The 11,986-nt window shown below is 61.8% G+C and carries 10 protein-coding genes; 2 read left to right on the top strand and 8 right to left on the bottom strand.

The genetic code is table 11. The features are described from left to right. Positions 1-6 precede the first annotated feature (6 nt). From ACA044_RS18520 to ACA044_RS18495, 6 genes are all read right to left on the bottom strand, one after another. Positions 7-153, bottom strand: coding sequence for a hypothetical protein (locus ACA044_RS18520; RefSeq protein ID WP_497442690.1), 147 nt, complete (start codon positions 151-153; stop codon positions 7-9). Between the two features lie 246 nt (positions 154-399). Next, the gene (gene hglS / locus ACA044_RS18515) at positions 400-1,791 is read right to left on the bottom strand and encodes a 2-oxoadipate dioxygenase/decarboxylase HglS (RefSeq protein ID WP_497442689.1); all 1,392 of its coding nucleotides are present in this window, start codon (positions 1,789-1,791) and stop codon (positions 400-402) included. Between the two features lie 129 nt (positions 1,792-1,920). Continuing rightward, positions 1,921-3,138 carry a glycolate oxidase subunit GlcF gene (glcF, locus tag ACA044_RS18510; protein WP_497442688.1) on the bottom strand — a complete coding sequence of 406 codons (1,218 nt, stop codon included), beginning with the start codon at positions 3,136-3,138 and terminating at the stop codon, positions 1,921-1,923. A 268-nt stretch (positions 3,139-3,406) separates the two neighbouring features. Next, complete coding sequence (glcE, locus tag ACA044_RS18505) at positions 3,407-4,456, bottom strand: glycolate oxidase subunit GlcE (protein WP_497442687.1); 1,050 nt, start codon at positions 4,454-4,456, stop codon at positions 3,407-3,409. Then, complete coding sequence (gene glcD / locus ACA044_RS18500) at positions 4,456-5,955, bottom strand: glycolate oxidase subunit GlcD (protein ID WP_497447259.1); 1,500 nt, start codon at positions 5,953-5,955, stop codon at positions 4,456-4,458. Before glcD ends, glcE begins: the two co-directional genes overlap by 1 nt. Before the next feature lie 177 nt (positions 5,956-6,132). Beyond that, on the bottom strand, positions 6,133-7,062 hold the full coding sequence (locus ACA044_RS18495) for an alpha/beta fold hydrolase (protein WP_497442686.1): 930 nt from the start codon (positions 7,060-7,062) through the stop codon (positions 6,133-6,135). 243 nt (positions 7,063-7,305) lie between these two features. Between ACA044_RS18495 and ACA044_RS18490 the strand changes: the two genes are divergently transcribed. Continuing rightward, positions 7,306-8,379 carry a diguanylate cyclase gene (locus tag ACA044_RS18490; RefSeq protein ID WP_497442685.1) on the top strand — a complete coding sequence of 358 codons (1,074 nt, stop codon included), beginning with the start codon at positions 7,306-7,308 and terminating at the stop codon, positions 8,377-8,379. Between the two features lie 290 nt (positions 8,380-8,669). Beyond that, on the top strand, positions 8,670-9,911 hold the full coding sequence (locus tag ACA044_RS18485; RefSeq protein ID WP_497442684.1) for a M20/M25/M40 family metallo-hydrolase: 1,242 nt from the start codon (positions 8,670-8,672) through the stop codon (positions 9,909-9,911). 227 nt (positions 9,912-10,138) lie between these two features. Here ACA044_RS18485 and ACA044_RS18480 read toward each other — a convergent pair whose 3' ends face one another. Together ACA044_RS18480 and ACA044_RS18475 are read right to left on the bottom strand one after the other, a co-directional pair. Continuing rightward, positions 10,139-10,750, bottom strand: a complete 612-nt coding sequence (locus ACA044_RS18480; RefSeq protein ID WP_497442683.1) for a glutathione S-transferase — start codon at positions 10,748-10,750, stop codon at positions 10,139-10,141. Positions 10,751-10,840: 90 nt separating this feature from the next. Continuing rightward, entirely contained in the window at positions 10,841-11,761 is a 921-nt protein-coding gene (locus ACA044_RS18475; RefSeq protein WP_497442682.1) for a MurR/RpiR family transcriptional regulator, read from the bottom strand. Between the last annotated feature and the right edge of the window lie 225 nt (positions 11,762-11,986).

The following is an 11,986-nucleotide window of genomic DNA, read 5'->3' as shown; positions in this document are numbered from 1 at the left end:
CAACGATCACCTGAGAATGTGCGCAAGAAGTTGCGCACCACTGCGCAACTTCTTGCTCACTCGGCTGGAGGGCTTGATAAGCCGGGCGTCCAGCGTCGCTTGGGGGGCTTTTTCAGAGATACGGTTGCGCAATTTCTTGCGCATCAAGGCCATGAGCCGTCACCCCGGCAATGGGCGCAAAAGGCCAACGGTGGCCTCTACTCCAAGGCGCTGTTGGCGAAGTTGGGGTAAGCCAGATAGCCAGCGGGTCGAAATTTATGTGGCGAGCGAGCTTGCTCGCGCTGGGCTGCGTAGCGGCCCCAAAATTCTGCGTACGAGCGGAGATTTTGTGAGTGCTACGCACTCAAGCGGGAGCAAGCTCCCTCGCGCCAAAGTGCGTTTGACCGAGAACTCTTTGGGTCAAATCAGATTCGGCAATCCCAAGGTCTTGCAGCAGTCCTCGATCGAGCGCCGCTGCGTCTGCGCATACAACCCCAACTCATCAATCGTCGAACGCCCCAAGGCCTTCTCGAAGGCTTGCTGATTCGAATGCACGCCATAGTGAGTTTGTGCCGCATCCCCCAGGTTCGACTGAAAAATCCCCGCCGCACTGACCGGCAAGAAGTCTTCGTACACCAGCGGTTCTACCCGTACATACCCGTCACGGAGCAAATCCCCCAGCGAGGTGCCTTTCAGTTCATCCGCCGCCAAGCCTTTTTCTGTCACGAAGTAGCGAAAGTACGCCAGTTCCTGTTGGCGCATGTCCTCGACGGTGTCAGGGAATTCGCCGAAGTGCTGCGCCATTAGCGCGTTGTAGCGTGCGGCGTTGGCTTCGTTGGGGAAGTCCTTGAGTTCATCCCGGGCGGCGTTGAGCAAACGGTCGTAAAGCGCCCGGCCCTTGGGGGTGAGCGCCGCGCCGCGCTGCTCGATTTCACCGAAGCGGGCGCTGTGGCTGCCACGGGTTTGGGCTTGATCGGTGAAGGCGATGGGCTCGTCCAGCGCCTTGAAGCTGGTTTGACGCAGCAGGATCGGGCATTGCCGGCGGGGTGGGCCTTCGATCACCGCTTTAGGGGTGATGCCATGGGCGGGCATTTGTGCCTGCACGATGTCGATGTCCAGGGTGCGGGGCGTCAGGTGGTTGATGTGCGGGCCTTTGAACGCCACCACGTCGGCGATCAGCCGATGCTGGGCGCTGAGTTTCTGATATTGCTCGGCGGTGACGGTAGCGCTGTGGTGCCAGCGGAAGGTTTCCAGGGCTTGTGCGACGAAGTCCTGCGCCTCGTATTCGGTCAGGCCGCCCTGGGTTTCAGCGCGTTCAATGAGGGTCAGCGCTGCCGGAGTGAAGATCGACCGCTTGTCCAGCGCTGACTGGGCAAAGGTCCGCAGTTCGGCGTCTTCGATCAGTTCCAGGCGCAGCAGTGAGGTGAACACCCGGAACGGGCTGACCTGTAGCGCCGCCTCATGCACGGCGCGGAACGCGGTGGAATGCACTGGCACGCCGGCCGGGGTCAGGTCGTAATAGCCCACCGGCTGCATGCCCATCACCGCGAACAGGCGGGCGAGGGTCGCCAGTTCAGCGGCGGTGCCGACGCGGATCGCACCGTGGCGCTCCAGGTCCAGCCGCTGGATTTCTCCGGTGCTGTGTAACTGTCGGGCGATCTGTGGGTCGCTGTCCAGCACGTGGCGGTTGGTCTGTTCCACCAGCTCCATCAGCGCGCCGTACAGCGGCACTTCTTCGCGGTACATGTCGGACATCGCTTTGGAGAAGCGTTGGCGGATCAGGTCAGGGCTGACGAAGTTCGGATGGCTCATGAAAAGTTTCCTGGCGCAGTGACGTAACGGATGCCGGAAAAGATCGCAGCCTTCGGCGGCGCCGACAAACGAAGTTTCTGACGAACTTCATTCTGCCAAGGACTGTTCTAGTAACGCAGGGGTGTTCGGTTATTGCAGCACTTGGTCGACCAGTTCGATCCAGTGCCTGACCGGCGTTCGTCCGACGCTGTTGAGGTGGCTCTGGCAGCCGATGTTGGCGGTGGCGATGACCTCGGGGTGGCCGCTTTCCAGGGCGTTGAGTTTGTTGTCGCGCAGTTGCCGCGCCAGTTCCGGTTGGGTGATCGAGTAGGTGCCGGCCGATCCGCAACACAAATGACTGTCGGGCACTGCCGTGAGGTTGAAGCCTAATCGGGTCAGTACGGTTTCTACCGCGCCGCCAAGTTTCTGTGCGTGCTGCAAGGTGCAGGGGCAATGGAAGGCGATCCGTCGGTCGGTGGCGGCGCAGACCCGTTCCAAAGGTTCATCGGCCAACACTTGCACCAGGTCCAGGGCCAATTCGCTGACCCGCTGGGCTTTGGCCGCATAGACCGGATCGCGCTCCAGCAGATGCCCGTAATCCTTGATGAAGGCGCCGCAACCGCTGGCGGTTTGCACGATGGCTTCGGCGCCGTTTTCCAGATGTGGCCACCAGGTGTCGATGTTGCGTCGGGCGCGATTGAGGCCCATGGCCTGGGCATCGAGGTGATAGTCCAGCGCGCCGCAGCAGCCGGCTTCGGGTGCCGGGATCACGCTGATCCCCAGCCGATCCAGCACCCGCGCGGTTGCGGCATTGGTGTTGGGCGACAGACCGGGCTGCACGCAGCCCTCGAGCATCAACACCCGACGCGCATGCCGAGGGGCAGGGCGCTCGCCGGTGGCGGGGAGGTCGTGGGGCAACTTCGCCTCAACGCCCCGTGGCAGCAACGGCCGGAAGGTGGCGCCGATTTGCAGCAAGATCTTGAACAGGTTCGGGTTCGGCGCCAGTGCCCGCAGTCCTTGACGCAACAGCCGCTGACTGGCCGGGCGCGGCACCGCTTGATCGATCACGGCGCGGCCAATATCCAGCAAGTTGTGATAATCAACCCCGGACGGGCAGGTGGTTTCGCAGTTGCGGCACGTCAGGCAGCGATCCAGGTGCAATTGGGCTTTGGCCGTGGCGGGGGCGCCTTCGAGCACTTGCTTGATCAGGTAGATGCGCCCGCGCGGCCCGTCCAGTTCGTCGCCCAGCAGTTGGTAAGTCGGGCACGTGGCGTTGCAGAACCCGCAATGCACGCAGGTGCGCAGAATCTTGTCCGCTTCTTCGGCGCGGGGCAGTTGCCGAGACTGTTCACTGAGGTTGGTTTGCATAGGGGGCGCTCTCCATTAGTTTCCCCGCCGCGCCGGGTCTGCTGTTGTGCAGGGCAAGGCGCGAGGAGCGTGGTTTGGTCATTCCAAATAAGCTTCGAGCAACGCAGCCCTGCACAACAGCAGGCCCGGCCCTTCGGGTTGTGCCTTAAAGCGGGCCAGACTGCGTTGCAGGCCTTGGAAAGGGAACAACCATTCCCACAGCGGCCTGCGCCTTGCCTGGCCCGCTTTAAGGCGACAACGCGGCGGGGAAACTAATGGAGAGCGCCCCCTAAAGCTCCGCGTACATCCGGCCGGGGTTGAACAGCCTTTGCGGGTCCAGTTGCGCCTTGAGTTGCCGGTGATAGCGCAGCAGTGCCGGGGCCAGCGGCTGGAAAGGCGTGTCGCTGACGCCATGGCTGAAACAGGTGGCGTGGCCGCCGAGTTCAAGGGCCCGCGACTGAATGTTGTCGGCCGCGGATTTCAGCCAGCGTTGTGCGCCGCCCCAGTCGATCAGTTGCTCGCCGGGCAAGTCCAGAGGCCCGAGGTTGTTGGGCAATGACAAGCGCCACAGCGGCAAGCCCTCATTGAAAAAGTCTAGTCGTTGTTCGTTCAGGTCGGCCCAGTAACCGGAGTCCAGCGGTTTGCCGCCGAGCCGTTGATGGGCAGCCGCCACCGAACCTTCACCGCCTTCCAGCCGCAGATACAGACGTTGGCCATCGTGGCTGGCGGCGCTGATGGGCAAAGGTTGCTGGCCCCATTGCGCCAGATTGGCCAAGGCGCGGGCGCAGTCGATGTCCAGGCTGATGCTCAAGCATTGCCGGGGTTTGGGCAGCACCTTGAGCGAGACTTCGGTCAGCACGCCGAGGCAGCCATAACTGCCCACCATCAGGCGTGAGAGGTCGTAGCCGGCGACGTTTTTCATCACTTCGCCGCCAAAGCGCAGATGGGTGCCGAGGCCGCTGATCACCCGCGTCCCCAGGACAAAATCCCGTACCGAGCCGGACCACGGGCGCCGCGGTCCGGACAGCCCCGCCGCGATCATCCCGCCGACGGTGGCGCCTTCGCCGAATGACGGTGGCTCGCAGGGCAGCATTTGCCCCGCCGCATCCAGTGCGGCAAACAGTTCGCTCAACGGCGTCCCGGCGCGAACGCTGATCACCAGCTCCGTCGGGTCGTAGCTGACGATGCCGCGATGGGCGCGGATGTCGAGTATTTCTCCGGCCACTTCCCGGCCGAGAAACGCCTTGGTGTTGCCTCCCTGAATGCGCAGTGGCGTGGCGTTCTCCCGCGCCTGTTTGACCTGCTCAAGCAGAGCTTCACTGGCATCGAAGTCCGGCATCAGAAACGCTCCAGCTCAGGAAACGGCAGTTGCCCGGCGTGGATGTGCATCGCGCCGAATTCCGCGCAGCGGTGCAGGGTCGGGATGTTCTTGCCAGGGTTGAGCAGACCCTTTGGGTCGAACGCGGCTTTGACGGCGTGAAACAGGGTCAACTCGTCACTGTTGAACTGCGCGCACATCTGATTGATTTTCTCCCGGCCGACGCCATGTTCGCCGGTGATGCTACCGCCGACTTTCACGCACAGTTCAAGGATCTTGCCGCCGAGGGCTTCGGCCTGTTCCAGTTCGCCGGGCTGGTTGGCGTCGAACAGGATCAGTGGGTGCATGTTGCCGTCGCCGGCATGGAACACGTTGGCCACGCGCAAGCCGTATTCTTGCGCCAGGCTGGCGATGCCCTTAAGCACACCAGGCAGTTCGCGGCGGGGGATGGTGCCGTCCATACAGTAGTAATCCGGCGAGAGGCGGCCGATTGCCGGGAAGGCGTTCTTGCGCCCGGCCCAGAACCGCACGCGTTCGGCTTCGTCCCGCGCCTGGCGTACCTCGCTGGCGCCGGCCTGTTGCAACACCTCGCGGACTCGTTCGCAGTCGTCATGGACATCGGCTTCGACACCGTCCAGTTCGCAGAGCAGGATCGCCTCGGCGTCCACCGGGTAACCGGCATGGATAAAATCCTCGGCGGCGCGGATCGCCAGGTTGTCCATCATCTCAAGGCCTCCCGGGATGATCCCGGCGGCAATGATTTCGGCCACCGCGCGGCCGGCTTTTTCCACCGAATCGAAGCTGGCCAGCAAAACTTTGGCGACCTGGGGTTTGGGCAACAGTTTGACCGTGACTTCGGTGATGATCCCCAACAAGCCTTCGGAACCGGTGAACAGCGCCAGCAAGTCGAACCCCGGCGCGTCCAGCGAATCGGCGCCGAGGGTCAGGTGTTCGCCCTCGAGGGTCAGCACTTCGAGTTTCAGCAGGTTGTGCACGGTCAGGCCGTACTTGAGGCAATGCACGCCGCCGGCGTTTTCCGCGACGTTGCCGCCGATGGAACAGGCAATTTGCGAGGACGGGTCCGGCGCGTAATACAAACCGAAGGGCGCCGCCGCCTGGGATATCGCCAGGTTACGCACCCCCGGCTGGACCCGTGCGGTGCGGGCGGCGGGGTCGATGTGCAGGATGCTGTTGAACCGCACCATCACCAGCAGCACGCCTTTGTCCAGCGGCAGTGCACCACCGGACAACCCGGTGCCGGCCCCGCGCGCCACCACCGGCACATTCCGGGCATGGCAGAGCCTGAGCAGCGCCTGCACCTGTTGCAGGTGCCGGGGCAGGGCCACCAGCATTGGCGTGGTGCGATAGGCCGAGAGACCGTCGCACTCGTAGGGTTTGAGCTCTTCCTCGCGCCAGAGGATGTCCAGGTCCGGCACCTCCTGTTGCAAGGCCTTGAGCAGCGCCGCCTTGTCTACGTTCGGCAGCACACCGTCGATGCGTTCGTCGTAAAGAATGTTCATCATCGCGCCTCGTATGAATCGCGAACATCACCCCGAACATCCCTGTAGCAGCTGCCGAGGCTGCGTTCGGCTGCGAAGCAGTCGTCAAGCCAGAACCTGCGGTGCATCAGGCAAACCGCATCAGCCGGATTCACGACTGCTGAGCAGCCGAACGCAGCCTCGCAGGCTCGGCAGCTGCTACGGGCGATGTGTCTCCAAAAACTCCCGGTACAACTGCGCCGTGTTGGCCGGTTGCTCAACCATCGGCATATGACCGACACCGTCCCAGATTTCCACCTGCAGATCGGCGATGCCCTTGCTCCAGACTGGCACGCTACTGACGTCGATCAAGCGGTCCTTGCGCCCCCACAGGAGCAACGCCGGGCACTTGATGTCGGGCAGTTTCGGCTCCATCGGCGGGCTGGCGTGAAAGTCCCTGAAAATTTCTTCCAGCTCGTCGCGCTGCTGTTCATAACGCTGGGCGACGGCGTCCAGCACGATCCCCGGCACCCACGGCGGCGAGGCCATAGTCATGGCGTAGAAATACTGGAATTCTTCCCGGGAATGAATCAAAAACGGGTTGTGGCCGCGGGCCAGGTGCCGCTCCATGTCGCTGAGCTCCGGGGCGGTGACGCCGGCCGGGTCGAGCAGCGCCAGCGAGATAATGCGCTCCGGGTAAGTGGCTGCCAGCCACGCCGCGATGTAACCGCCCATGGAGTTGCCGATCACATGCACCTTCTCGACCCCGCAGACATCGAGCAACTGGATCAACCGTTTGGCCTGGACCGGAATGTCATAACCGCCGCCAGCCTTGAAGCCGGTTTCGCCATGGCCGGCGAGGTCGGGGATGATCACCCGGTAGTCGTCGACAAAATGCCGGGCAAAGCGCAGCCAGATGTTCTTGTCGGCGCTGCAGCCGTGCAGCATCAGCACACTGCTGGAGGCTTCGTAAGGCCCGCCTTGCCAGGTCGAGACGGTCATTTCGGCGATCGGCACGACGATCTTGTGCAGCCGATACAGCCGGGCCTCCAGCGCCATGTTCAAGTCATAGAGCCAGTAACCGATGGCCGGGTAACTCAACCAGCTCCAGGCCACGAAGACTGCGATAACGACAACCAACAAAAGCATCAGGCGATTCCTTGCAGTGATCAGGACAGAATGTGGTCGGCAGGACTCTGCATGGACCTCCCCATCGTTGTTTATCGATCCCTCCCTTCATGTATAGACAAACATTGGGCACTCGCCTCATGGCGATGCCTGGTAATTCAGACCGCCAACCGGTGATGGCTATTTGCCGTTGCCCTGATAGACTTCAAACACACTTTCAATCCCGTGTGTTGTCTGGCTCCGTTCAGTGGTACAGAGGCCGCTATGGAAAAAAAGGGAGGAAAGGGACTTTCACTGGCCAGGAGGCTTTATGGGTCGCGAATCCTGGGGCTGGCCCTTGGATTATTGTGCGTCGGCGCAGGGATGTATCCTCTCGACCCGGCGCCATGGGTCTGGGTGGTGATGCTGATCAACGGGCTGCTCTGGCCGCATGTGGCTTATCAATGGGCGCGTCGGGCGAACGTTCCTTTCCACGCCGAACATCGCAACATCTTGGTGGACGCGTTTCTCGGCGGTTTCTGGGTGGCCGCCATGCAGTTCAATCCGCTGCCCAGCGCGGCAACGCTGTCGATGATGGCGATGCACAACGTGGCCATCGGCGGTTTGCGTTTTCTGTTGGTGGGCGCCGTCGCGCAGATACTCGGGATAGGCCTCGGGCTGCTGGTGTTCATGCCGGCTTTTGTCCCGCAGACCAATCCGCTTCAGCTGTACGCCTGTTTGCCTTTGCTGTCGATTTATCCGATGAGCCTGGGCTGGATCTGTTTCCGTCAGGCCCACACCCTTGGCCGGCACAAGCGCGAGTTGCTGGCCCTGAGCCGCACCGATAGCCTGACCGGCCTGCTGAACCACGGCGCCTGGAAAGATCAACTGGAAATCGAATTTCAGCGTTGCCAACGCCAGCAGCAGGGTGGGGCGATCGCGCTGATCGACATCGACCATTTTAAAGTCATCAACGACACTTACGGCCATGTCGCCGGGGACATCGTCCTGCGTCAGCTGAGCAAAATGCTCAAGCAGAACCTGCGGGCAGCCGATGTCGCCGGGCGCTACGGCGGCGACGAATTCTGCGTGCTGCTGCCGGACCTGCCGCTGGATCGCGCCGCCGTGGCGATGGATGCGCTGCGTGATCGTTTCGCCACGCTGGGCTACGAGCAGAACCCGGCGTTGAAAGTCAGTTTGAGCATCGGCCTGGCGGCCTTCAACCCGGCTCACGACGACGCGACCCTGTGGCTCAACGACGCCGACCAGGCGCTCTACGAAGCCAAGACCACCGGCCGCAACCGCGTCATCTGCCACAGCGATGGTAAACCGCATAAAGCGTTGCTCGATTCGGTCTGACCGATCACCCCAAATCCCCTGTGGGAGCGGGTTTATGTGGCGAGGGGGCTTGCCCCCGTTCGACTGCGAAGCAGTCGTAAAACCAGTCACCGCGGTCTAATTCAAGATCGTGGTGACTGGTTTTAGGGGTGCTTCGCTCCCCAACGGGGGCAAGCCCCCTCGCCACATAAGCCCGCTCCCACAGGGGATATGTGGTCAATCGGGTTTGTGTATGTCGCATCCGGTGTAGAGCCTTGCGTCGTAGTCAGGTAGGGTATTTTCGACCCCCGACACGAAACAAGGATCGATTCATGACGTTCAAGCGCTCTCGCTCCCTCTTGGCCACCAGCCTCGGCCTGACCCTCGCCCTCGGCGCCTTCACCCCCGCAGCCTTTGCCGAACCCCACAAACAAGTCCTCGCCGATGCCGAACAGTACAAGGGCGAAGCCCTGAAATTGCTGGAACGGCTGGTAAACATCGACTCCGGCTCCGGTTATGAACCAGGCCTGACCCAGGTGAGTGACATCGCCATCGCAGAGTTGAAGAAACTCGGTGCCACCATCGAACTCGTGCCCAACACCCCGGACAAGAGCAACCATGTGCTGGCCACGCTCAAAGGCACCGGCAAGGCGAAAATCCTGCTGATGGCGCACATGGACACCGTGTTCAAGGAAGGCTCGGCCGCTGAGCGCCCGTTCCACATCAAGGACGGCCGCGCTTACGGGCCGGGCGTGATGGATGACAAGGGCGGTATCGTCGCCGGGATCTACGCGCTGCAAGTCCTGAAGAACCTCGACTTCAAGGACTACGCGCAGATCACCTTCCTGCTCGACGCCAGCGAAGAAACCGGCTCGGACGTCGCCACCGACCTGATCAAAAAAACCGCCAAGGCCCACGACGTGACCCTCAACCTCGAACCGGGCCGCCCGGCGGATGGCCTGGTGGTGTGGCGCAAAGGCAGCGCCACCGCCGTGGTCGAGGTCAAAGGCAAGGCGGCTCACGCAGGCGTCGCTCCGGAGTTGGGGCGCAACGCCGCGATGGAGGCCGCGCACCAGATTTTGCAACTCGGCAAACTGGGCGATGCGCAGAAGAAAACCACCATCAACTTCACGGTGCTTAAGGCCGGGGACCGCACCAACGTGATCCCGGATCAGGCCACCGCCAAGGCTGACGTGCGCGCAGCGGTGCCGGAAGAATTCGATCGGATCGAGCAGGATCTGGCGCGGGTTTCCAAGGACAAGCTGATTCCCGAAACCGAAGTCACCACCACCCTCAAGCGCGGCTTGCCGCCGATGCCGCAAACGGCGGAGTCGGATCGCTTGATGGCCATGGCCCAGGGGATTTACGGCGAAATCGGCCGCAAGTTGACGGAAGAAGGCAGCGGCGGGGCGGCGGATGCCAGTCTCTCGGCCGGTGTTGGCACGCCGACGCTGGACGGGTTCGGGATTGTCGGCGGGAACATCCATACGCCGGAGGAATATGCCGAGGTTGAGAGCGTGGCACCGCGGATTTATCTGTTGTCGCGGATGATTATGGAGTTGGCCAAGCAGTAATTAGCCAGATCGCTCTCACAATCGGGCGCAAGTTCCTGTGATGGGGAAGCTAGCCCAGTGCGGAACCTGTGGGAGCGGGCTTGTGTGGCGAGGGAGCTTGCTCCCGCTGGGGCGCGAAGCGGCCCCAAAGCTTTGCGACTGCTGCGCAGTCGAGCGGGAGCAAGCTCCCTCGCCACACAAGCCCGCCCCCACAGGGATTTGTGGTGTTTCAGCTTACTGCGTGCTGCCTAGTTGATCGGTGTACCAACAAACACCTCAAGCCCTTCGGCATACGCCGTGAACGCGTTGATCCGTGGGAACCGCACGGCACCCACCTGATCCGGCACCACCAGGTTGGTAAAGCTCCAGGCCACTGCCAGGGTAATCCCGTCTTGCGCGATCGAACCGTCGGTCTTCAGCGGCTGTTTTTCCAGTTCCCGCTCCAGCGCCGAATACGCCGCCGCCAATTGCCCTTCGACCCGTTCCACCCAAGGCGTGTACTGAATCTCCGCTGGTCGCAGATTGCGTTCGTAGTAAAGCTGCACCGACTTCTCGCACGCCGCCAATGCCAGGCCGATCAGTCGCAATGAGCTCAATCGTTGATCCAGATCGTTGGATATCAGGCTTTTACCCGGCGCGGCCAGGGCCTCCAGGTAGTCGATGATCAGCGTCGAATCCATCAACACTTCGCCGTCATCGAGCACCAGGGTCGGTGCCTTCACCACCGGGTTGATCTGCTGGAACTGCTCGAAGGTCCTGAATACCGAAACCGACTCGTGCTCCAGCGGTATGCCCAGGCATTTGGCGGAAATGGCGACGCGCCGCACGTAGGGCGAATCCAGCATGCCGATCAGTTTCATTGAGCCTCTCCTGCAGACGGTCCTTGGGGGACGGACAACCTTAGCTGAGGTTCAGCGACCTGCAAACGGTCTCGCGCTAATCCTCGAAGTCTAATCCTCAAAGCCTACCTGCTCATGAATCTCATCGACCTTCAATTCCAGCCGATAAGCCACGGCGATAAACAGCGCCTGGCACAGGCACAAGGTCGCACTCAACGAGCGGAAGGCAAACGAGCTGCCCTCGTTGACCAGCAGCACGGTATTGGCGCGTTTGGCCAACGGCGAGAGGTTGCTGTCGGTGATGATCAGGGTTTTCGCCTGATGGTGCTGGGCGATGCGCAGGCAGTGCTGGGTTTCCTTGCCGTAGGGCGTGAAGCTGATGGCGATCACCAGGTCATTGGCGCGCACGCTGCGCATCTGCTCGCGGTAACTGCCGCCGAGGCCCGACACCAGGTGGATGCGCTTGTTGGTGTGTTGCAGGTTGTAGACCAGGTAATCGGCCACCGCGAACGAGCGGCGCACCCCGACCACGTAGATGTTGTCGGCATTCACCACCAGGTCCACGGCCTTGTCGAAGGCCTGGTCATCGAGTTCCAGCCCCAACCGTTCGATACCCGACAGGGTTGCGTTGATGCATTCGCGCGCCAGATCGCCGCCGCTGGCCTTTTGGGACTTGTTGGCGATCATGCTGCGGATGCGCTGCTGGTAGTTCTGCACCGGCGTGGTCTTGTGGGTGTAGGCCTCGCGGAACAACGCCTGCATTTCGCTGAAACCGCTGAAGCCGAAACGCTGGGAAAACCGCACGATGGCCGACGGGTGCACTTCGCATTCGCGGGCGATGTCGCTGATGCGGTCGACCATGATCCGGTCACTCTGCTGGCTCATGTAGCTGGCGATGCGTTTGAGCTGGCGCGGCAGGCTTTCGTATTCGTTGGTGATCAGCTGCAGCAGACGCTCGGCATTGATCGGGGGGCTGGCGAGATCGCTGTCGGGCGTGCTCTCGGGCGTAGCCGGCTGATCGGTGCGGGACATAAGAAATCCTTCTGGCTTGTTCTTATAGAGATGACAGGTCGCGTCATCCCCTGACACTAGGTTGGCTGTGCGCAGTCTACAGGGTCGGCCGGAATAAAATCTTGAGCTTGCGGCCGCAATGGGGTTTGCTGAAACGATGCATGTGTCTGGAACGCTTGCGCCAAAGTTTATTGGAAAAAATATTCCATGTAAAAAATATTTAGAATAATTATTGATTGTTCGGCC

The organism is Pseudomonas sp. LBUM1673 (assembly GCF_059695645.1).
This window is presented reverse-complemented; position numbering and strand designations above follow the sequence as displayed.

Bases quoted from the DNA above. Each gene is read 5' to 3' on its own strand.
- ACA044_RS18520 (WP_497442690.1), bottom strand. From the start codon at position 153: ATGGCCTTGATGCGCAAGAAATTGCGCAACCGTATCTCTGAAAAAGCC.
- hglS (WP_497442689.1), bottom strand. From the start codon at position 1,791: ATGAGCCATCCGAACTTCGTCAGCCCTGACCTGATCCGCCAACGCTTC.
- glcF (WP_497442688.1), bottom strand. From the start codon at position 3,138: ATGCAAACCAACCTCAGTGAACAGTCTCGGCAACTGCCCCGCGCCGAA.
- glcE (WP_497442687.1), bottom strand. From the start codon at position 4,456: ATGCCGGACTTCGATGCCAGTGAAGCTCTGCTTGAGCAGGTCAAACAG.
- glcD (WP_497447259.1), bottom strand. From the start codon at position 5,955: ATGAACATTCTTTACGACGAACGCATCGACGGTGTGCTGCCGAACGTA.
- ACA044_RS18495 (WP_497442686.1), bottom strand. From the start codon at position 7,062: ATGCTTTTGTTGGTTGTCGTTATCGCAGTCTTCGTGGCCTGGAGCTGG.
- ACA044_RS18490 (WP_497442685.1), top strand. From the start codon at position 7,306: ATGGAAAAAAAGGGAGGAAAGGGACTTTCACTGGCCAGGAGGCTTTAT.
- ACA044_RS18485 (WP_497442684.1), top strand. From the start codon at position 8,670: ATGACGTTCAAGCGCTCTCGCTCCCTCTTGGCCACCAGCCTCGGCCTG.
- ACA044_RS18480 (WP_497442683.1), bottom strand. From the start codon at position 10,750: ATGAAACTGATCGGCATGCTGGATTCGCCCTACGTGCGGCGCGTCGCC.
- ACA044_RS18475 (WP_497442682.1), bottom strand. From the start codon at position 11,761: ATGTCCCGCACCGATCAGCCGGCTACGCCCGAGAGCACGCCCGACAGC.